At 39.5% G+C, this 21,656-nt stretch carries 15 protein-coding genes; 4 read left to right on the top strand and 11 right to left on the bottom strand.

Features of this window, described 5'->3' with window-relative positions; translation table 11 throughout:
- Positions 1-10: 10 nt before the first annotated feature.
- Entirely contained in the window at positions 11-1,153 is a 1,143-nt protein-coding gene (locus H6799_00115; protein USN97501.1) for a hypothetical protein, read from the top strand.
- On the opposite strand, the gene H6799_00120 is transcribed toward H6799_00115, so the two are convergent.
- Complete coding sequence (locus H6799_00120) at positions 1,154-1,675, bottom strand: D-alanyl-D-alanine carboxypeptidase family protein (protein ID USN97502.1); 522 nt, start codon at positions 1,673-1,675, stop codon at positions 1,154-1,156. It lies immediately after the preceding gene.
- 80 nt (positions 1,676-1,755) lie between these two features.
- Between H6799_00120 and H6799_00125 the strand changes: the two genes are divergently transcribed.
- Positions 1,756-2,340: an LOG family protein gene (locus H6799_00125; GenBank protein USN97503.1), complete on the top strand. Its 585-nt coding sequence runs from the start codon at positions 1,756-1,758 to the stop codon at positions 2,338-2,340.
- Between the two features lie 120 nt (positions 2,341-2,460).
- On the top strand, positions 2,461-3,333 hold the full coding sequence (locus H6799_00130) for a hypothetical protein (protein ID USN97504.1): 873 nt from the start codon (positions 2,461-2,463) through the stop codon (positions 3,331-3,333).
- A 3-nt stretch (positions 3,334-3,336) separates the two neighbouring features.
- On the opposite strand, the gene H6799_00135 is transcribed toward H6799_00130, so the two are convergent.
- The 7 genes from H6799_00135 to H6799_00165 form a co-directional block, all read right to left on the bottom strand.
- Positions 3,337-5,145: an ABC transporter ATP-binding protein gene (locus H6799_00135; GenBank protein USN97505.1), complete on the bottom strand. Its 1,809-nt coding sequence runs from the start codon at positions 5,143-5,145 to the stop codon at positions 3,337-3,339.
- A gap of 80 nt (positions 5,146-5,225) precedes the next feature.
- Positions 5,226-5,510, bottom strand: coding sequence for a hypothetical protein (locus H6799_00140; protein ID USN97506.1), 285 nt, complete (start codon positions 5,508-5,510; stop codon positions 5,226-5,228).
- Positions 5,511-5,521: 11 nt separating this feature from the next.
- On the bottom strand, positions 5,522-5,998 hold the full coding sequence (gene rpsG / locus H6799_00145) for a 30S ribosomal protein S7 (GenBank protein ID USN97507.1): 477 nt from the start codon (positions 5,996-5,998) through the stop codon (positions 5,522-5,524).
- A gap of 65 nt (positions 5,999-6,063) precedes the next feature.
- Positions 6,064-6,426 (bottom strand): 30S ribosomal protein S12, encoded by a 363-nt coding sequence (rpsL, locus tag H6799_00150; GenBank protein ID USN97508.1) that lies wholly within the window; start codon positions 6,424-6,426, stop codon positions 6,064-6,066.
- A 153-nt stretch (positions 6,427-6,579) separates the two neighbouring features.
- Positions 6,580-10,398 (bottom strand): DNA-directed RNA polymerase subunit beta', encoded by a 3,819-nt coding sequence (rpoC, locus tag H6799_00155; GenBank protein USN97509.1) that lies wholly within the window; start codon positions 10,396-10,398, stop codon positions 6,580-6,582.
- Between the two features lie 43 nt (positions 10,399-10,441).
- Positions 10,442-13,924 carry a DNA-directed RNA polymerase subunit beta gene (locus tag H6799_00160; protein USN97510.1) on the bottom strand — a complete coding sequence of 1,161 codons (3,483 nt, stop codon included), beginning with the start codon at positions 13,922-13,924 and terminating at the stop codon, positions 10,442-10,444.
- Between the two features lie 282 nt (positions 13,925-14,206).
- A complete protein-coding gene (locus H6799_00165) occupies positions 14,207-15,028 on the bottom strand; it encodes a hypothetical protein (protein ID USN97511.1) in 822 nt (273 codons plus the stop codon).
- Between the two features lie 133 nt (positions 15,029-15,161).
- On the opposite strand from H6799_00165, the gene H6799_00170 reads away from it, so the two are divergent.
- Positions 15,162-15,764, top strand: coding sequence for a hypothetical protein (locus tag H6799_00170; protein ID USN97512.1), 603 nt, complete (start codon positions 15,162-15,164; stop codon positions 15,762-15,764).
- Here H6799_00170 and H6799_00175 read toward each other — a convergent pair.
- Genes H6799_00175 through H6799_00185 form a run of 3 tightly spaced genes read right to left on the bottom strand, consistent with a single transcriptional unit; the run spans position 15,741 to position 21,613 of the window.
- Positions 15,741-16,355 carry a regulatory protein RecX gene (locus H6799_00175; protein USN97513.1) on the bottom strand — a complete coding sequence of 205 codons (615 nt, stop codon included), beginning with the start codon at positions 16,353-16,355 and terminating at the stop codon, positions 15,741-15,743. The two genes, H6799_00170 and H6799_00175, sit on opposite strands and share 24 nt — an antisense overlap.
- A 55-nt stretch (positions 16,356-16,410) precedes the next feature.
- On the bottom strand, positions 16,411-19,206 hold the full coding sequence (locus H6799_00180; GenBank protein ID USN97514.1) for a hypothetical protein: 2,796 nt from the start codon (positions 19,204-19,206) through the stop codon (positions 16,411-16,413).
- 28 nt (positions 19,207-19,234) lie between these two features.
- Positions 19,235-21,613, bottom strand: coding sequence for a lamin tail domain-containing protein (locus tag H6799_00185; GenBank protein ID USN97515.1), 2,379 nt, complete (start codon positions 21,611-21,613; stop codon positions 19,235-19,237).
- Positions 21,614-21,656: the final 43 nt, after the last annotated feature.

Raw genomic sequence — 21,656 nt, forward strand, 5'->3', positions numbered from 1 at the left:
GAGAAATAAAATGATAGAGATTAAACCAATCTCCAGCAAGAAGCTGGAGGAATATTTAGCAATACAAGATTTAAGCGTGGATCCAAAAAAAGGAGAAAAAGCACATGCTATTAATCTTGTTTATAGAAAAATACGAAAAGCATTAGAAGAACTCTGGCCCGAAACTGAAGTTAGAGTTATTAAGCGTAGCCCAATTGTCAGCGGCAAAGATTGTTATGACAATCTTTTAGTACCCAAGGATAATATTAGTAGAAGCTCGACTTATACACATTGGGTTGATGAAGATAAATGTTTGCAAACTCATACCTCTGCTCAAATCCCGGCTGTATTTAGAGAGCTAGCAAAAAATTACGATAGTTGGGACGATGTAACAATTCTAGTGCCTGGTCTGGCCTATAGAAGAGACGTTTGGGATAAAAAGCATTTAGGGGTACTCCATCAAATGGATATTTGGCGAATTGTTAAAAACGATAAAAAAGCTAAGATTAAAAATGCAGACCTTTTAAACATGGTTACTGCAATCGCAAAAGAGGTTGCGCCGAATTGGAACCTAAGAATCGAAGATAGCCCACATCCATACACAAATGAAGGGATTGAGGTAAATGCGACCCATCCCGATGGGAGAGATATTGAGATTTTAGAATGTGGTCTACTTGGAACTGAGATCATTAAGCTTAATGGAATGGATCCCGAAAAAGTGAGCGGACTCGCAGCTGGGCCTGGTCTAGATAGGTTAGTTATGACGCTTAAAGATCTGCCGGACATCAGACTCTTAAGAAGTGACAATCCAAGAATTAAAGAACAAATGTATGATCTAAAAAAATATAGACCGGTTAGTTTACAACCCGCTATTAAACGAGACATGAGTTACTCAGTTCCAAAAAATTATGTCGAGGAAGATATTAGCCAAGATATAGAAAATGCAATTGGAGATGATATCTCAAGCTTAGAGGAGATTGAACTTCTTTCAGAAGTAAAATACGAGGATCTGCCAGATGTAGCTCGAGTAAAATTAGGAATAAACCCAAACCAAAAAAATGTATTAGTCAGGATAACATTAAGAAACTTAAATAAAACTCTTACAAAAGAAGAAGCAAATAAAATTTACGAAAAGATTTATAAAAAGATTAACAAAGGGGAGGCAGGCTATTGATTACTTGCCGGTGAAGCTCCAATGCCATGGCTCTTCTGCTCTTTGCTGAAGTTTATATTTTTGCGCATTGGTTTTTAGCCAGGTATAGCAAGAAGAATTGGCAAAAATAGGGGAGTCATCACATTTAAAATCTATGGCCATGCCATAGTTGTGCAAACTTTCTCCAGGTTTTTCGGTAGGTGGGCTACATGCTTCGGCGGGCAGGGAAGTGTCTCCCCCACAATTACTTTTTCTTAAACTACTCTGCTCCGCGCACGGTCTAAAAGTAGAATTTAAACTAATCGGCTTGCCCTCTTTTCTGGCTTGCTTTAAGATGTCTTTTACTTGGAGGTAGAGAAGTTTATTAACTTTATGCCCTTCAATATCAGATAAATCAAACTCTCTAACTGGACCATTCTGGCAAGTTTCTGAGGTGATTATGCTTGAGGCAGAAATGACAGGTTTTAAATCTTTTTGTAGAGATGTGTAACTAGAATTAAGTTGGCCAGTGTTTAAAGTAAGTAGTAAAAGAATACCTAACATAATCTTAATTATAACTTATGTAGAAATTTACAGATATAAATTTAAGTATAAAGCTTATGCTTTTGATATAATTTATGAGTATGGATTCTAAAGGACAAAGTTTAACTATTTGTGTGAGCGGAGCTGCACACGGGCCTACTGTAGATCTCGATTACAAAATTGCTTTTGATATTGGCAAGAAGATTGCCGAAAAAGGTCATATTTTAATTACTGGCGCCACAGTAGGCTTACCAGACTGGGCGGCTCAAGGTGCAAAAAGTGTTGGTGGGGTTAGTATCGGAATTAGTCCAGCACAAAGCTATAAAGAGCATGTTACAAAGTATAGACTGCCAACAGAGAATTATGATTTTATCTTGTATACTGGAATGCACTATGTTGGTCGGGATAGTTTATTAATTAATAGTTCTGACTGTGTAATCTCAATTGGAGGCCGCATGGGTACTGTGCATGAATTTGCAACCGCGATTGAAGCCCATAAACCTGTTGGTGTTGTTAGTAATTCTGGTGGTACTTCTGACCTTTTTGATGAATTGATGGTTGTAGCCGGAATGTGTAAAGGGGGAGTCTGCAATGATAGGCACGACATTTTTTATAACGAAGACATTGACAAACTACTAGATAATGTTATAAAAGCAACATTTGATAAATTCAAAAAGATCAAATAAAAACACTACTTCCCTACCCAACCAGATATCTCAGTACAATATTAGTACATTGATTATCAAGAGGGTAGAGTAGGGTAAGATTTACAAGACTAGTCATATAGTGTTATAGTTATTGAGATTATGACGAATTTAAGACAAGAAGTTACAGTGGGTGCAAGAGAATTTAATGTAGACACAACTCCTACTTGCCCATACTTAAGCCCTGACCCTCATGTTAGAGGAAAGCAAGTGAGAGCTGTTGCCTTGAGCCGAATGTTTGATCCTGACATTGATCTTGAGATACCCTTTATTGATCTTAATTTTTCTCCATATACCCCGCTTAATGATTTCTCAAGAGATGCTTCAGCTTTCTTAGTTGAACATATCGAAAGAACTTTAGAAGAACTTGAAGAAGATGATGAGAGCCCAGCAGCGATATATATAGCAGGTCCTTATGAAGAATGTGATGATGAGGATTTAGACACATCTAGCCCAGTTGATGATACGATTGAGAATATTAGAGTTTTTATTAATAGTGCGGTAGAATTTACTGCCGAAAACATCTATATGTTTGCACTTGATTATAGTGAAATGTGTCCGGATGAGATATACACTAGGCTCAGGAATAGCTACGGTGGTGTTGCAAAAAAGTTCACAGGTGGTAAGTCTGTACAACGGCTAGAATTAGCTAGCAGAATGATAACCAAGTCAGCCACTAGTCTAGCTGGAGAACTTGTTTTAGACAAAAAAGACACTGAAGCATTAAGCTTTAGAACATCACCACATATTGTAGGGAGGGCTATTGAGTTGGCAGAAAAGACTGCTAAAGACGAGCCGCATCTTAGGGACATATACACTATTTCTGACGAAGAAAAAGCGGTAGACAGGCCTGGAGTGTGTCCAGGATCAATTGATGTCGTGAATGATGGCAGTCCAGTCGTTGCTGAGAAAGTTTGGCAGTGGACCATCGATGTGGCAAGAGAGTCTCAGTTGATAGAAGCTCTTAGGTACTAATGGCTAATTCTCAGTTTCGTCTTCGATTATTAAGCCGTCTTTCTGGTGATTCCAGAGCTCAGCGAAGATCCCGCCTAAGCTTAATAACTCAGCCTTTGTGCCTTGCTCAACTATCTTTCCTTTATCCATAACGATAATTCTATCGACATTATTAAGTGTTGAGAGTCTGTGAGCGATTGCGATTACGGTCTTCCCCTTCCATAAGTCTTCTAAGCTTTCTTGGACTAGTTTCTCAGTTTTAGAATCTAGTGCTGAGGTTGCTTCGTCTAGTATTAATAAATCAGATTCTTTTAAGAACGCCCTGGCAATAGCAATTCTTTGACGTTGACCGAGACTAAGCTTGATGCCGCGCTCACCTACTAATGTTTCATATTTATCTGGAAGCGAATCAATAAACTCATGTGCATGAGCTTTTTTAGCAGCCTTAATTATCTCCTCTTTAGTAGCTCTACCACCTTTTGCATATGCAATATTGTAAGCAATGCTCTGCTGGAATAAGGTTGTATCTTGAGGTACATAAGAGTTTATTATGCCAAGTTCTTCTTTTGGTACATTTTTTTCATCAATCTGGATCGAGCCTTCTTTGTAATCGTAAAAGCCAAGTAATAACTTAATAAGTGTAGACTTTCCTGAACCACTCTTCCCTACTATTCCAATCTTTTCGTTCTTTCTTATGTCTAGATTGATGTTCCTTAGTACTAGATTATCTAGTCTATCTGGATAAGCGAAGTTAAGTTTATTAAGCTTAATTGAGTCGTTAAAACTAGGCTTAAATATCTTAACCTTCTTTTGTTTTTGTTCATGATAGTACTCTTTAACAACGTTTCTTCCTGGAAATAGATAGTTATAGTTTTGCTTATAAGAAGCCATCTTGGTGTTAATTGCACTAACCTCATGAACAAGCTCCCAAAAATGACTAGTAAAGGTAAAGAGAACTGTAATTGCAGTTGCGAATTGAGAGGTACTGATATCTCCCTTTTTTAGCATAGAAAAGTTTACTAATAATACGACTGACCAAAGTATTCCTCTAGCAAGCAGACTTGAGGTAGACCAATAGTTAAGTACTGAATAGTCTCCTTTTTTTCTTCTTTGAAGTAACTCATTTATTCTTTTTTCATCTGATATAAATTCTTTTTTATGAGCCCTAAAAGATATTACATTTGTAAAATTAGAATATGAGTCATAAGTTTTTCCATCTGTTTCAGCCTTATAGTCTGCGTGACTAGCTCCTTTTTCACGAATATTCTTCAGCTGTAGACTTAAGGTCAATAAAGCTATAAGCAAAAATCCACTTAGGATGAGCCCATTAATCCACACTGTAGAGAACATATACACTATGAAAACTGTGTATGGGACTATAAGTGTAATAAAACCATAGTGAAAAGATGCATAAAGATTATCATAATCTTGGTAGATTGTGTTGACTGATGCAGCTATCTTACCACTCGGTTTTTGAATATATTCGCTATAGTCTTTATCCCAGGCTTTATCAAAAATAATCCGTCTGTACTTATGAAAACTAGGTACAATGTTCCATACTACCATGTAGTCTCCCAAGTGCCAGAAGATAGCATGAATAACTCCGCTCCCTACCATAGCGAATAATAAAAAGCCCAACTTACTATAGTTCTCCTGCAAAGATACTATATTACCTATTATGTAACCAGAGATGATTGGCAAAAAAGCCTCAAAGATACACGCAATTACCACAACGGTAGCAGTGCTCGTATACTTTAGCCAATTGTATCGATAAAGACTTAGTATAGCCTTGATTGACTGGTCTTTTTGACCAGCTTGTTTATTCTTTTTCATAAAATGTTTTTTATTTAATTTTGTATTATAGCGTAATTACGCTTATGATTAAGCTGTGTGGTGCTAAAAGAGAATAACTACTATGTATTTAGGGTATCGCCTGCTTCTATTATTGCTTCATCTAACCTTAACCCTATTTGTTCTGATGTTAAGTTACATGCGGGTAATATTGATCTACTTATATAAGTTAATGCGTTCAATTCACGATCCCGAGTTTTAGCAATAACCCTTAGTGCGTGATCTGGACTTACGCCAGCCATTATTGAATCTTCTGCAGGTCCGGCAACTCTCTGAGCAGAGATTCTATATGCTTGTGCACACACTTCTGCTGCTTCACCTACGCAGTTACTACATTCTGTAATCATAGTGATTAAGCCTATCTAGCGAAGTGAGCGAATGCACGGTTGGCTTCAGCCATCTTGTGTACTTCTTCACGCTTTTTAACAGCACTACCTGTTTCGTTATAAGCATCAACGATTTCAGTTCCAAGTCTTTGCCAGTAAGGCATTCCCTTCTTTGCTCTAGCAGATGATACAAACCACATCATACCTAAGTGAATTCTTCGGTGACCTTGAACAGGGTAAGGAATTTGGTAGTTAGAACCTCCGACACGTCGTCCTTTAACCTCAAAAGCTGGGAAGACATTCTCAAGTGCTGCCTCTAGAACTTCGAGAGGGTTCTTAGACTTAACCTTAGTAGCTGCGAACTCCATAGCCATGTAGACAGCTTTTTCGGCAGAAGACTTTTTACCATCTTTCATACTCTTATTAATTAGACGCTGCACAAGAACTGAGTTATAGAGTCTATCCGGATTTAATTCTCTTTGGAGTGATTTGGTTTTTTTACGTGGCATAATTATATCCTCTACTACTTAGAACTCTTCTTAACTCCATACTTAGAGCGGCTCTTTTTTCTGTCTTAAACTCCTTGGAGATCCATTGAACCACGTACGATTGTGTAACGCACACCGATGAGGTCAGGAACACGTCCTCCACGCACTAGAACTGCTGCGTGCTCTTGGAGGTTGTGACCTTCTCCAGGAATATATGCCCAGAACTCTTCTCCGTTGGTTAAGCGCACACGAGCAACTTTACGCATCGCTGAGTTAGGCTTCTTAGGGGTAAGAGTCGTAACCTTAATACATACACCACGTCTAAAAGGAGATGGCTTATTATACTTTTTATTTCTTTTAGTATTGTTAACCACCTTTAAGGCAGGAGACTTTGGCTTTTTATTAGCCTTTTTTCGCGGCTTGCGAAGTAACTGATTTACGGTTGGCATATATATTAAAACTCTTTAACCCTAACTGGGAGATATTCTTAGTGTTCTTTCTTAAAATATTTAAGTTTACTCGTCTTTAGTATGTAATTATACTCTTTTGTTCCCTGTAAAACAAGTCTTTTAAAGAGAGGCGGTCTCGGTCTCAGACGACTCTTATTGGTCGTCTGAAAGTAGTCCTCCATTCTTATTTCTGGCGCCTGTTCCAACTGGAATCTTTCGACCGATAATCACGTTTTCTTTTAGACCACGTAACTTATCTGTCTTTCCAGTTATAGCAGCTCCAACAAGAACTCTGGTTGTTTCTTGGAAGCTTGCAGCTGATAAGAAGCTATCAGAGGCAATTGAAGCACGAGTTAAGCCTAGCAGTAGTTGGCTGTAAACAATTGGCTTCTTACCTTCTTTGGTTAGGACATCGTTTTCTTCTATTGCGCTAGCTCTTGAGATTACCTCACCTGCAGCATATAGGCTATCACCTGGATCTTCTACTCTTACTCTACTGAACATTTGTCTTACGACAAGCTCGAGATGCTTAGCATTAATATCGATACCTTGTGATGCGTATAGGGCTAGAACTTGGTTAATTATGTAACGTTGTGCAGCCTCTACACCTTTGTACTCAAGAATCTCATTAGGATCAAGTGATCCTTCTGTTAACTGATCACCAGCCTGAACCTTATCACCGTCTGATACTGTTAGCTGAGTATTCTTAGATAGAGTGTACTTAGTTGTTGCCTTTTGTGAAGCTGTAACTATGACTGCCTCAGGAGTTACTTCGACTTTACCGGCAAATGTTGCAACAATTTGCTTTGCATTTTCATCGGTACTTGCAAGGACATCTCCTGCTAGAACGTCACTTCCTGATGCAACACGAGCTTGTCTGTCTTCTAACTTAAACTCTTCCTTTCTAGCTTCACTTGGAGTAATTTGAATGACCTGTGTTTCACCATCTTCCCACACAGAAACTACACCATCAAGCTCAGCAATAGTTGCCTTACCTTTAGGGATCCTTGCTTCAAGAAGCTCATCTACACGAGGAAGACCTTTAGTCACATCGCTTTCTGTAGCTGAACCAGCCTGGTGCTTTGTATCAAGAGTCAACTGAGTAGTGTTTTCTCCTAGAGATTGTGCAGCGATTACCCCAACCGCTTGGTGAGGCTCGACCACCTGACCAGTTGCTAGGTCTACACCGTAAGATTTTACATCGACACCACGTAGGTTGGAGCATGTTAGAACGCTCATGATTGTTACTTCCGAAATTGAGTCATCTTTTTCGATTGCTTCAGCAACTTCTTTGCTTATTAGCTCGCCAGCCTTAACGTGAGATTTAACATCTTTGGCCGCAAACCTACCATGTAGTCTATCAGCAAATTTGATTCCAGTTTCTTCTGCTTCTGTTTTGTATACTGTAAATCCAGGGTCTTCAGCCTCGCCATTTACCGTATAGATATCTTGGGCGATATCAACCATACGACGCGTTAGGTAACCGGCATCAGCGGTTTTAAGTGCTGTATCGATTAGACCCTTACGCGCAGCAGAACTATCTATAAAGTACTCTACTGGGTTGAAACCAGTTTTATAGTTACTTCGAATTGGAAGTTCTATCTCACGACCAACGGCATCTACTACGATACCTTTCATACCGGCAACGTTTTTGAACTGGCCGATTGATCCACGAGCTCCAGAAACGGCAGCCATTTCCATACCTGAGTCGATTCTTTTAAACTGCTCCTGAATAGCTGCAGATATTTTTCTATCGACTGCTTTCCAGGCTTCAACAGTTGCTCGTCTTTTTTCTTCGTCAGTAAGTAAACCTTGTTTGTGTTGCTCAGCAACTTCGGCAACTTTATCCTCTCCTTCTTTTAGGAGCTCTGGTAAGTTCTTAATGTCAGCATAGTCATCCATACCAGTTGATAATCCAGAGATTGTAGCCCAAGCAAATCCTAGTTCTTTAAGGTCGTTTGCTACTTTAGCTGCACCGGCTGGACCGAATTTTTCAAAAGCAATAGCCATAACTGCTTTTAGGCTCGAACTATCCATTGGCTTGTTCTGGAAGTCTATTCCTTCTGGCATTGTGGCATTAAAGATTAAACGACCGTAAGTTGTCTCAATCTTTTTGCCGTCATATATTGTGATGATTGGTTGTTGCAAAGATAGCTGACCGCGTTTATATGCAGCTTCAGCCTCTTGCATAGAACCTATTACAGGAGATTTGTAATTCTCATCTTCTTCGAACTCTGGACGAATGTAAGTTAAGAAGTAACATCCTAGAACAATGTCTTGAGAGAGGTGAAGGATTGGAGATCCATCAGCAGGTTTTAACAAGTTAAGGTTAGCAGCCATAATCTCACGAGCCTCCCTTTGAGCCTCGTCAGAGAGTGGTAGGTGAACCGCCATCTGATCTCCGTCGAAGTCAGCGTTAAATCCTGCACAAACAAGTGGGTGCAACTGAATAGCACGACCGTTATTTAGTTTAGGTTTAAACGCTAGGACTGATAACCTGTGCAGGGTAGGAGCACGGTTTAGTAGAACATACTTGCCTTCCATAACGGCATCAAGGGCATCCCAAATTACAGCATCACGGAGTTCAATTAGTCTGTTTGCACCTTTGATGTTTTGGGCGTATTCATTCTCAATTAACCATCCGATGACATGTGCTTTGAATAGCTCTAATGCCATTGCACGAGGTAAACCACATTCATCAAGCTCGAGTTCTGGACCAGAAACGATTACACTACGTCCTGAGTAGTCAACACGTTTACCAAGAAGGTTCCCACGAAGACGTCCTTGTTTACCTTTAAGCACATCCGTTAGAGATTTTAGCTTTCTTCTTCCGCCTGTAGCGGTAACTGCACGAGAACCGCGCCCAGCATTATCGATTAGTGCATCGACAGCTTCTTGTAGCATTCTTTTTTCGTTACGCTTAATTAGCTCCGGTGCACCAAGTGCTGTAAGCTTTTTTAGACGGTTATTTCTGTTGATTACACGTCTATATAAATCATTTAGATCTGAAGTTGCAAAACGCCCTCCAGAAAGTGAAACCATTGGACGAAGCTCCGGTGGAATCACAGGCACAACTGTTAGACACATCCAGCTTGGGTCGATTCCAGCTTTATGGATACCTTCGACAATCTTTAATCTCTTGATTAGTTTTTTGTACTTTTGTCCACTTGCTTCTTCGACTTCTGTTCTTAAATCTTCGATTAGCTTTTCTAGATCTAGCTCTTTTAAGGCTTCATAAATCGCCTCAGCTCCCATGCTAACTTTAACGACGTCTTTATACTCTTGTGGCATCTGACCGAAGTCAGCCTCGGTTATAAGTGAAGACTCTTTAAGAGCATCGAGTTGAGATTTTCTTTCTAAGAATGCAGCATTAACAGCGTCGGTTTCTTTTGAGCGAGCCTTGGCAAGTTCTTTAACATCTGCACCTTCAGCATTTGAGAGCTCTTCGTATCGAGCTTCGATTGCCTTCTTCTCTGTGTCTACTGCTGCATCTAAATCAGAATAAAGTGAGGCTTTTTTCTCTTCATCAACCTCATTAATCATATAGGCCGAGAAGTAAATCACTCGCTCAAGTGACTTAGCACTCATACCTAGTAGGTTACTGATCGCACTTGGGTTAGACCGAAGGAACCAAGTGTGCACTGCTGGAACCTCTAACTTGATGTGGGCCATACGCTCACGTCGAGAGTTTGAGTTAGTGACTAGTCTGCCCTTCTTATCTACGGCCATGTCTCTAGCTCGAACACCTTTAAAGCGTGGGTCATGCTGAGAAATGTTCTTAGTTGGACCAAAGATCTTTTCGCAGAATAGACCATCTTTTTCTGGCTTATTAGTACGGTAGTTAATTGTTTCTGATTTTGTGACTTCTCCATTAGAAAGATCTAGAATCCTTTGTGGTGAAGCAACTGTTAGTTTGATCTCATCAAAATCTGAGAGAACTGCGCTTGTGTCGTCGTAATATGTTGGTGTCATAATCTTTTACCTTAAGTTTTTATAATTCTTTAATTATTTAAACTTATGCTTGGTCCTCCTCTACTTTAGATTCGATTTCATCTGCCAGATCTTGAGTGTCGTCATCGTTGTCACCACTAACAACCGAGTCTACTCCATCACCTCCTGTGAAATCAGAGCTTAATCCAGATACATCAATATCATTTGGACTTAGTGAGCTTTCGGCTTCAATGGCTTCTTCGACTTCTGAACTTACTGGAGTTTCTTGTTGAGCAATGTCTTCGATTAGGTCTTCTGCTTCAGTAGTACTCTCCTGATTACTGGTAGAATGAGTTGCTTCGTATCTATCACCGACTAGTTGGACATCGAGACCTAAGCCCTGAAGCTCGCTAACGAGAACTTTAAAGCTTTCTGGCAGTTTAGAGCTGACGATCTTTCTAGACTTAACTAGAGATTCGTAAGCTTTTGATCTACCGACCATGTCGTCAGATTTAATTGTAAGCATTTCCTGAAGAACATTAGCTGCGCCGAATGCTTCGAGAGCCCAAACTTCCATTTCTCCAAAACGCTGACCTCCGAATTGGGCCTTACCACCGAGTGGCTGCTGAGTCACCTTAGTGTATGGACCAATGCTTCTAGCGTGGATCTTATTTTCGATCATGTGCTCGAGCTTGAGCATGTGCATGTAACCAATTGCTGTTCTTTCTTCGAAAGCTTCTCCAGTTCGTCCATCAAAGAGCTGTACTTTTCCGTCCTCTTCAAATCCTGCTTTCTTAAGCTCAGATTTAATTTGCTCAGTTGTAACTCTATTAAATGAAGGTGAGGCTACTTTGTAGCCTAAAGCTTTAGCAGCTAAGCTTAAGTGCATCTCGAAAACCTGGCCTAAGTTCATACGACTTGGCACTCCGAGTGGAGTTAAGACCATATCAACAGGTTGTCCGTCTTCGGTAAACGGCATGTCTTCTACCGGTAGAATCTTTGCAATTGTACCTTTGTTTCCGTAACGTCCAGCAAACTTATCTCCTACTTCGACCTTAGCCATGTGAGCTACAAATACTTGTACTTGCATCAAGACATCAGACCTTAAGTTGTGACCACCTTCACGAGTGAAGATCTTAACGTCGACAACTTTACCGCTTTTTCCATTTGGCATGCGAAGAGAAGTATCTTTGACATCTTTAGCGTTGTCACCAAAGATAGCGCGAAGCAGTCTTTCTTCTCCAGAAAGTTCTGTTTCTCCTTTTGGTGTGATCTTACCAACTAGGATATCTCCAGCTTTTACTTCTGCTCCAACGCTGACAATACCGAATTCATCAAGATGCCTTAGTGACTCTTCTGAAGCATTAGGAATATCCCGAGATACTTGCTCTCGGCCAAGTTTAGTTTCTCTAACATCTAATTGGAAGTCTTCAATATGAATAGACGTATATTCGTCATCCCTAACTAATCTTTCGGATATAACGATTGAGTCTTCGAAGTTGTATCCTTCCCATGGCATGAATGCTACAAGAACATCTTTACCTAAGGCGAGTTCCCCGCTAGCAACGCTCATGCCTTCAATCAGAGGTTGACCTTTTTTGACTTTGTCACCAGTTTTAACGACTACTTTTTGGTTAATACTTGTGCCGTCATTACTTCTTACAAAGTGCTGAGGCTCGTAAGTTCTCGTTCCAGACTTATACTTAATATTAAGTTTATTAGCGTCAGAATAAGTAACCTCGCCATCTTCATCTGCTACTACTAATTGACCAGTAGACTTAGCTACTTCATGTTCTAGTCCAGTTCCTACGATTGGAGACTCAGTCTTAATTAAAGGTACAGCCTGACGTTGCATATTTGCACCCATCAAAGCACGTTTTGCTTCGTTAGTTTCGATAAAAGGAATTAGGGCAGCAGAAGTACCAAGACTTTCTGATTGAGAAGCATCAATGTGAGTTAGATCAGCTACGTCGACTTCTTCTGGTTTAAAGCCGACACGAGCAGCAACGCGGTCAGAAGTGATCTTGCCTGCTTCGTTTACTTCAATGTTAGACGAGGCAATAACTGCATTTTTTTCTGCTTCGACGTCCAAATATTCGACTTCGTCCGTAATCTTACCTTTTACTACTTTTCTGTAAGGAGCTTCGATAAAGCCGAACTCATTAATTCTCGCATAAGAGGCCATAGTCAAAACTAGACCGATGTTTGGACCTTCTGGAGTCTCAATAGTACAGATTCTACCGTAGTGAGTCGAGTGAGTATCACGAACCTCAAACCCGGCGCGTTCACGTGTTAGGCCTCCAGTACCAAGACTGGTAATCCTTCTTTTATTGGAAAGCTCTCTTAAGGCGTTTGTTTGCTCCATGTACTGAGAAAGTTGACCAGTGTTATAAAACTCATGAACTGAGGCAACAACTGGACGAGAGTTCACTAAAGACACAGGAGTTGCAGTCTCAACGTCTGCAAGAGTCATTCTGTCTTTAATGTTTTTTTCTAAACGTAATAGACCTTTTCTGAACTGTTGCTCAAGTAGCTCACCAACAAGTCTAACCCTACGGTTTGCAAGGCTATCCATATCATCGGCAGCCTCCTGGGAGATATTAAGTCTAATTAACTCTTTAATTGTTGCAACTAGGTCTTCTTTCCGTAAAACTCTTCCTTCTGGAGTAAATGGGGCCTCTAGACCTAAGCGGCGATTCATCTTGTATCTACCAACTTTACCAAGATCAAATCTCTTGAAGTTAAAGAGCATGCTCTCTATTAGTGACTTAGCATTATCAACTGTGGCCATCTCACCTGGACGTAAACGACTAAACACTTCGATCAGAGCCTCGGCTTGGGTATTTGTGTTATCTTTTTTGATTGTCTCTTTGATGTAATTGACCTCACCAGTGTTTACATCTTTAAAAGTATCTTCGATTTCTTTGTTTGAGGCAAAACCTGTAGCTTTTAAGAAAGTGGTTAGAGGGATCTTTCTTCTTTTGTCAATTTTTACGCTTAGTGTTCCGTTAGCGGCAGTTTCAAACTCCATCCAAGATCCACGAACTGGGTTAATTTTAGCGCTATATAACCTTTTACCAAGTGATGATTCGCTCATTGAGAACATTACGCCTGGAGATCGAACTAACTGACCAACTACTACTCTTTCAGCACCATTTATTACGAAGCTTCCTCGCTCGGTCATCCAAGGATATTGGCCCATGTAGATGTGAGCTTCTTTAACCTCTCCGGTTGCTTTATTAATTAGCTCAGCACGAATCTTCAGTGATGCCTCAAAAGTTGTATTGTTAGTTCTTGCTTCGAGTTCTGAGACTTCTGGGTCATCAAAAGCGTAATCTAAGAGCTTAAGCTCCATCTTCTCTCCAGTATAGTCAGAAATTGAGCTAAACTCTGAGAGAACTTCACCTAAACCTCTTGTGACAAAGTCTTTAAATGACGAAACTTGGTGCTCAATTTGATCTGGAAGATCAATAGCATCTAAGCTCTTGTTAAAAAATTTACGACCGTTTTTAGTATCTTCTTTGTTTTTTGCAGTTGTTTTTGTAGTTTTTGTGGTGCTTGTTGCCATAAAACGTTAAATACCCCCAGTTGATATTTTTAATTTAAATAATAGTCTCAGTATTAGACACTAGATACTAGACTCTAAAGAAAGAATGAACCAACTTCTTATTTTAGAGTCCCTGATTTTTATTTAATCTCAATGTGAGATGGGTGAGTTTTTATTTTAAATGAAGTCCCCTATTAAAGACGAGTGGATGGCCATCCAAAAATGCTCGTAATTCTTCAAAAACTACTTCGATAAATCTATTTTATCAGATGAACCTAGATTTTGTGAAGATCTAGTATAAATCTAATGCTTAGATTTAAGTCTTTGGGCAGTTTTTAGAGTGAGGAATATCATAGCTATCAAGATTGATAGTAAGAGAATAATACTACCTATACTCCCTGTTTTAGGTGAGTTGGGGGTTTGGGGGCTATTTTGATTATTATTTGATGTTGGTGGAGCTGAATCACATGAACTATCATCGAATAAAGCTTCTACGGACTGTATGGTTGTCTGAAGACCAACTGTCTCGTCCTCAGCATCATGACCTACAGCGAGTAAAAAATCGTTATTAAGATCCAGACCACTTACATCCCATGTTGCCTCCATCGGCCCCTCGATACCTATACTCCACTCGCTTGTTGCTGGTGGGAAGTTTTCACTCCCGACACTCCATCTTCCGACAAAATGTGGTGCGACGTCAGGTGAAAAGCCTTGAGTAACTGGTCTTTGTGGGATAACTGGAGAAGAAGTTCCATCTACCACATTTGATAACGACATTACTGACCAGTCGGGGTTACCCTCTGTCTCTAGTGAGTTATTTGCAAGGATATGTAAAGAATGTAATGTTGCGCTTGGGCAAGGAAGTAAATCTGCTACATTAAAAGTCCATCCGTACCAGTGTCCTTCGTTTTCGTTTGTTACTTCAGTCTGTGCATTAGAAAATGGCTCTACATATGTATAAGTGCTTGATCCAACTATTTGTGGAGCTAGGCTCGAGCTTGCAGGCACCTCTTGCAATGTTACTGGCTCAGTCTTTAAGGCAAATATTTCAGAAGGTGTTATTAAAGGAGAAAGTACTGCTAATAATACAATTGTTGTTTTTGTGATGAGTGATTTGATCTTCATATTGTTACCGATTATCTAAACTTTATTACTTTATATTCGGACTTCATATGAATCTCAAGTATGGCATCTTACATCTTATGATATCATTTAGCTTAAGTTTAACAATTATGACTGTTAATTTCTAGTTTATTATATGAGCACAGTGATAAAAGAGGTGGATACCAAGTTTAGTCCAATAAGTTTATTGAAAGAGATTGCACGTAAATCTATACATGTAGGAGCTTGTGGAGTAGCTTTATTTTTGATTGGTAGGCAATTGGTAATTTTAGAAGTATTGTTTTTACCAGTAATGGCTCTAGGTTTTTACATATCAGAAAAAATTGAGTTTTTTGGCAAAAACATTTCTTTTGGTAAAGAAAGAAAATGGGGAGGAATTATATTAGCTGTTGGCTTAAGCTTAGTTATGTTTGCTCCGGTTGAATATGAGGTCAAAAAGTTTGCAATCTTAGTTTTAATGATTGCTGATGTTATGGCTGCTCTGGTGGGTAAGGTAGTTCCTATTAAAAAAGTAGAGATTTTAGAGGCTTACAAATCTATTGGAGGAAGCTTAGCTTTCTGTGTTGGAGTATTTATTGCTCTTATATTAAGCTTTGGCGCAGCTGTTGATTTTGTTTGGTGGCAAATCGCAATTCTGATCTGTATATTAGAGTTGTTTGAATTTTTTAACTGGAGAGGTATTGATAATGTAACTCTACCGATAGCTTCTTTAAGTCTAGCTAGTCTCTTCTTTATTTAAGACTTCTTTTATTTGTGAGTAATTAAATCCTTTAGAGACTAAGTAAGACATAAGTTTTTGTTCTGATTCATATTTGTTCTTTTTATTTTTTACTAAATCTTTTAAAGAGTTAAGCTCATCTTCTTTACTAAAATTATTAGCTAAAGCGTCTTCGACTACCTCCCCCTTTATACCTTTTTGGGCAAGCTCTGATTTTAGCTTTAGAGAAGATATATTACGAGTGAGCTTTCTAGAGTTAACCCACCAATTTGCAAATTCCTTATCGTTTAGATATCCTTCTTTTTTTAATTTATCAACGAGTTGGTCAATCTCTTCTTGTTCGAACTTTTTTAATCTTAGCTTTGTTCTTATCTCATATTCTGATCTAGGCCGAGCGTAGATTAAGTTTAGTAATCTTAGATATTGATTAGTTTGAGATGAAAGCTTTTTTAGATCTTCAACTTGATCGTCTTTAAGATGAGACTTAACTCGGACTTGTTTATGATCGGTAAGCTGAGAGATGGTTAAGCTAAAGCTGTATTTTTCATCAATATATACAGATACTTTATCTCGATTTTTAACTTGGATTTTTATGTCTGTAATTATAGGCATAACTCTTGGTAAACCTAATTATAACTGGTTAACTAAAATGCCAAATATAGTAAGTTTAAGACTTGGTATTTTTAGTTTTTTTGTAGATCAAACTTGATAGCAGCACAAGTACAGAACCGGCAGCTATAAGCAAGATAATACTCTGCCCTGTTTTGCTAAGCGTATTATTTGATGTGTTAGTATTATCACTATTAGGGCTACCGCTATTATTTTCTGATTCACCATTTATATATGATACTCTCGCAAAGTTTGGATTCGATACTATATCGAGTTGATCAGTTTCAGCTCCTATAAGATCAGCGTATGTGTCGAGTAAATCCGGGTCATCTGTTACAGAGACAATCAAGAAATATGAAGTGAAATTGGTTACTTCGTCTACTCTCATTTGGAGATGTATAGTATATGATTCTCCAGGTAATACAACATCACTTATACTATCACCACTGTAAACACAGGCAAATAGTTGATGGCTCTGGTGATCGGTTGCAGAAGGCCAGTAGGCTATACTGCCCGGTCCATAACTTTGACATGTAATACCTTCATTTGTAGCTCCAATAAATGTTAGGTTCTCCGCAGGATAAGCCCCACCTAGAAGTGGATATGATGGAGATATATAGTGAGGCAAGTTAATCCCAGTTGTGCCATTGTTTGTTAGAGTTATATCGTAGTTAATTATATTACCAACAGCAACATCTTGTGGGTTAGTGAGGCTAGCACTAACGTCTATATCACCTGGAAGATATGTAGCGGAGAAGTTATTAAATGGGGACACTCCTTTGAATGCCTTATAAAGACCGTCGAGTTGGTCGTCTCCAGTTGCTACGCTATTAAAGATCTCACCTTCATCAGGGTCATGTGTGTAGATGGAGGAAGGAGCATAGATAAAGTTAGCGAATGCTAACTCAGAGTCAGCCGCAATAGTTACTTCTATGTCTGCTGAGATTATGTCATTAGCATTAAGGTAATCATCTGAGCCAGTATACCAGCAAAATACAGCCGAGTAACTTGCATATTTTGTTAGGCCTAAAATAGTACCCCCTGAACCTGGCCCACTCCACAGACAAGTTAGGTCGGGGTTATTAACGTCGACATAGCTTAGACCGGGCAATGGTCCATCACCAATTAAGTTAGACGGTGATAAATCTGGAGGCATATAGTCATAGAAAAGAGGTGAGGTTGCAAATGGGATATTAAAGTCAGAAAGAATAAGTGGATCGGGTCCATGGTTAGTGTAGTCTAAATGGTAGGTTACCGTGCTATTTGGGGCTACATCTTCTGGGTTAGTTAAGGTTTTGACGACCCCTACATCACTCTGACGCATTCTTTCTCCGCCAAATTCACTGGTAGCGCCGAAGCCAAACGGTAAGTCTGGTTTTATCTCAGTAGCTGTTAGAGTAATATTTTGATGACCATCTCCACTTAAGGTGTTACTAAACATTTGGTAACCAGAGCCAGCCGAAGTAATATTTTGATAGCCTAAAAACTCATATCCTTCTAAATCTACAGCGGTTTCTTTTGTGGGACTCGAGAAGAACTCAACTCTGTAATCGCCAGCAGGTACATCAATACCATATTTAATGGTTGTATCACCACCAGACTCTACTACATCTCCGTCTAAGTATACTGGCGAGTTTAAGAGATGGTTGGCGCCTTCGTCAACGTCTAGCGGGTCGTTTAAGTTTGATTCTGAGGGCAAGATTAAGTCAATTCCAGGGGAGCTACCATCGCCCCTAGTGCCATTTAAATACATAGAGTTTTGGAGAATAGAAACATTTTGGGCATAGGCATATGGCTCAAGAAAATCTCCAACTGTAACTCCAGCCCAGCCATTCGCCACTATTCTGTTGTGTTGAATTAGAATTCTTTCTGGCGCCAGAGTTGAATCAGACCAATTATTACCTATACTAATTGCCCCAGAGTATGCATTCTCAACAGTATTGCCGTCTTCAACATTAGGCCCCCCTATTGAGATATCGGTTGATTGGTCTACTATTGATATATGACTAAATTGGAGGGTTCCTAAATTAGTTACGCCATCGGAGCCTACCCCAAAATAATTACCTTTTATATCTATATCAGAAGACTGAATGCTGTCTGGATTGGCCTCACCGATAAAGATATTTGTTGCTGCCGGGCCAAATAAGTTACGTTCTGCGGGCTGCGATCCGCCAATAAAAATATTTGTAGAACCATTAATACCAATGGAGCCCATGTTTTCTCCACCTGGCTTAGCAATAAGACCAGAGTAATCAGTATTAAAATAGTTACCATATATATGAACATCATCCACCGTATAAGCACTTACGGTGTTACCCACATTGTTACTATTAAGGATGAGGCCTGTCATGTAAAGACTAGAGCCGAGGGCTAGTCCTGTGTCATTAGCGTTGGCTAGGTTTGAGAAGTCAAGCTCTATTAATAGTGTGCCGTTAAAGGGATCTGGGTAGGCGTTACTATTTGCTGTAGAGCCAGACTGAGAATATCCATTAATTAGAACGGGCTCAGCACCAGTATAAAGAGTGGAAGAGGGAGAAATTGTATGTACCCCCGCCCCTGCAATATTAAATTCGATGATGTCTCTAAAAGTAGGGTTGCTATTAGCACTTGCTTCTTGAATAGCAGCAGCTAAGGTACACTCTCCTGGAGTGGCTGTCTCACAGTTGCCATCACCCTGATTCACATCACCATCGTTGCCGACTGAATTAACGGTTAGAGTGATGCCATCTGGAGGTGGTGCTGCGTTTACTGGTGATATGTTGGTTGCTCCAAGAGATGCTAATAGCAAAGCGGCAAAAGTCAGGCTGCTTATGAACAAGCTACTCTTTCTCAATATAAATTTATTAGTCTTCATATGTGGGATTTAATAAATTTTTTGTTAATTAGTTCACAACTTGATAACTGCTAACAGTTTGGTTATTTACTGATTTTAGCATAAGCTCTTCTGGACCATCAACACTAAGGCTGTTTTGATACTGACCTGCAATAAATACTGAGCTATGAAGATCTCTGTAGGCAACATCATTTTTAACCAAGAATATACTCCCATTGCTCGGTACTACTGTCCCAGCTGGTATGGTATACTCTAGGCCTTCAATAGTCCAATCTGATATATCTACATACTCATCAGAGCTGTTTGAGATCTTAATATACTCGTTTCCATCGTTTTCTGCATCGATACCTACCTCTTCGATAAAGACCTGTTGCTCGTCTTCTTCTTTTTGCGACTGAGGTACGGCCCAGCTCTGATTATATCTATACAAGAAGTCGGCTCTTTGTTTATTGAAGATCCGCGTATAGTATGCCTCATCAAACCTAAGCCTATTATAAGTTCCGAAAAGTGGATCATTATATACGATGTCACCTGGCCATTTTGCACGGTCCAGCTCCATGTCAGGTTCGTACTTACTAGCTTCTTCGAGGTATTTGTTTTTAAGGGTTTCATTTTTATAGAATTTATCAACTAATGTGCGTAGCCTTCTGAAGTACATCTTTCTTAGGTCAGGTTGCTGATAAATTGCCATAGTAGGAAAACGATCATTTACATCTAGATAATTGGGTATATTATACGGGCTCACCTGATCTAAAGGGTCTGAGTTAAATAGCAGGTCTAGATCCCATGGCCAAATAGACCAACGACCAGTGCCTTCGGTATCGTGATATGCAAAAGTGTTTGTAGTTGAAGTTTGATCATGAGACCTTAAGATGGCATGGAATGCTGTAAAAGTTAGTATATTAGGTATATCGTTATTGTCTAAAATGTAATCCCTTTTAGCTTGATCACTAAAAGCTGACATATTAGACTTCCAGTCTTCTATGTCTGATCTGTCTGATTCATCACCCTGCTTCTTCTCAAAAAAGTCTTCGTAAATATTCCCGGTATCATAGCCATACTCCTGCTTCCACTCTTTTTCGTACTTCTCGGCAAAGATATAGACGCCTTCAAATTGATTATTTCTTTGTACTCTGAGAGGACTGATATCGGGTACTTTTATACCTGACTCCTTAGCTACCCACCATGCTAAAGGAGTAATGGCACTTGTTCCATCCGCCCAGTTGCTGTTCATATGGAACTCTGTAACTTCTCTTTCGCTTCCTCCGGCCAAGTTTATAGTATGGCCCGATGGAAGTTTGAATTTGAAAGCCTTCTTAGGAAATGTTCGTGAGTACTCACCTTTTAACCTAAAGCTAGTGTTGTCGTATACATAGCCATTGTACTCGATTACACACTCTCTATAACTATCATCTTCTGGAGGATTATCTAGTATATCGGCATATGCCTCGTCTGTGACAAACCACCTCATTATAGGTGCCTGGGAGGCTACTCCATCGTTAACTACATATCCTTGATATGTCATTGAGTCATCATTACTGGGCAGGCTTGCACTACCGAGACTGCCATTTGCAACTACCCTATAACGAACAAGCTGGCCACTACCCTGTGGAGGTATACTAACACCGTAAGTATTGTCACTACTTAGGCCATCACTATGTAGTCCATCATCAAACATTGTAAGGTGTTGTTCTGGGTTAAAACCAACCCGATAATAGAGATCAACGGTATCAACGTTTTCGACATTAACAGTTACAAAAGGAGTATCCGAGGAGTTAACTGAGCTTGGCTTACTAATGAGACTTAACTGTGGTAGATCTACACCGAGGACACTATTATCTTGACCTGGAGTACCGCCATTAGTTAAGCTTGCCGCCCATGAAGATGCCTGCGCATTGTCAAGTCCAGGATTTTTTAGTTCAAGAGATGGTCCCGATCCGTCAGGGCTAGTGGGCCACGGACTTGCATCATCATAACTAACTGAACTAATCACTTGCGATGATTCATCGACAAGAGTAACCCTCTCACCTCCATTAGATAAGTTTGTTGGAGAATATACGGCCGTTGCTACAACTCCGTAAGTGGCTAAAGTTTGTGCAGCATCAGGAGAAACAACAATATAAGAATTAGGGGCTATGGATGTACCCAGCTCAAAGCAGGATGGGTTTGAGTAGTTTGTGATTAAAGTTATGCCCTCACTAAAACACCAGCCTGATAAGTCAATATTACCGTTAGTGGTGTTATACAGCTCCAAGAATTCATCATTCTGATTACCGGAGCCCGGATTATACATAATTTCATTAATTATTACAGATCCAGGAGAGCCTGCATTAACGTTCTTATTTAAGTAAATAGCATAGCTCAATACCAGCAGAATCAAACATAAGATGACGCTTATTAATATAGTTTTTTTTCTTCTCAATTTCATAGGTATCTATATAGATGATATTAGCATAAGGATTTTGGTATAG

This window comes from Candidatus Nomurabacteria bacterium, assembly GCA_023898665.1.
Taxonomy (GTDB): Bacteria; Patescibacteriota; Saccharimonadia; order Saccharimonadales; family HK-STAS-PATE-42; genus HK-STAS-PATE-42.

Excerpts from the sequence above, each read along its gene's own strand:
- H6799_00165 (USN97511.1), bottom strand. The coding sequence starts at position 15,028 with ATGAAGATCAAATCACTCATCACAAAAACAACAATTGTATTATTAGCA.
- H6799_00130 (USN97504.1), top strand. The coding sequence starts at position 2,461 with ATGACGAATTTAAGACAAGAAGTTACAGTGGGTGCAAGAGAATTTAAT.
- rpoC (USN97509.1), bottom strand. The coding sequence starts at position 10,398 with ATGACACCAACATATTACGACGACACAAGCGCAGTTCTCTCAGATTTT.
- H6799_00160 (USN97510.1), bottom strand. The coding sequence starts at position 13,924 with ATGGCAACAAGCACCACAAAAACTACAAAAACAACTGCAAAAAACAAA.
- H6799_00120 (USN97502.1), bottom strand. The coding sequence starts at position 1,675 with ATGTTAGGTATTCTTTTACTACTTACTTTAAACACTGGCCAACTTAAT.
- H6799_00170 (USN97512.1), top strand. The coding sequence starts at position 15,162 with ATGAGCACAGTGATAAAAGAGGTGGATACCAAGTTTAGTCCAATAAGT.
- rpsL (USN97508.1), bottom strand. The coding sequence starts at position 6,426 with ATGCCAACCGTAAATCAGTTACTTCGCAAGCCGCGAAAAAAGGCTAAT.
- H6799_00135 (USN97505.1), bottom strand. The coding sequence starts at position 5,145 with ATGAAAAAGAATAAACAAGCTGGTCAAAAAGACCAGTCAATCAAGGCT.
- H6799_00140 (USN97506.1), bottom strand. The coding sequence starts at position 5,510 with ATGATTACAGAATGTAGTAACTGCGTAGGTGAAGCAGCAGAAGTGTGT.
- rpsG (USN97507.1), bottom strand. The coding sequence starts at position 5,998 with ATGCCACGTAAAAAAACCAAATCACTCCAAAGAGAATTAAATCCGGAT.
- H6799_00115 (USN97501.1), top strand. The coding sequence starts at position 11 with ATGATAGAGATTAAACCAATCTCCAGCAAGAAGCTGGAGGAATATTTA.
- H6799_00125 (USN97503.1), top strand. The coding sequence starts at position 1,756 with ATGGATTCTAAAGGACAAAGTTTAACTATTTGTGTGAGCGGAGCTGCA.
- H6799_00185 (USN97515.1), bottom strand. The coding sequence starts at position 21,613 with ATGAAATTGAGAAGAAAAAAAACTATATTAATAAGCGTCATCTTATGT.
- H6799_00175 (USN97513.1), bottom strand. The coding sequence starts at position 16,355 with ATGCCTATAATTACAGACATAAAAATCCAAGTTAAAAATCGAGATAAA.
- H6799_00180 (USN97514.1), bottom strand. The coding sequence starts at position 19,206 with ATGAAGACTAATAAATTTATATTGAGAAAGAGTAGCTTGTTCATAAGC.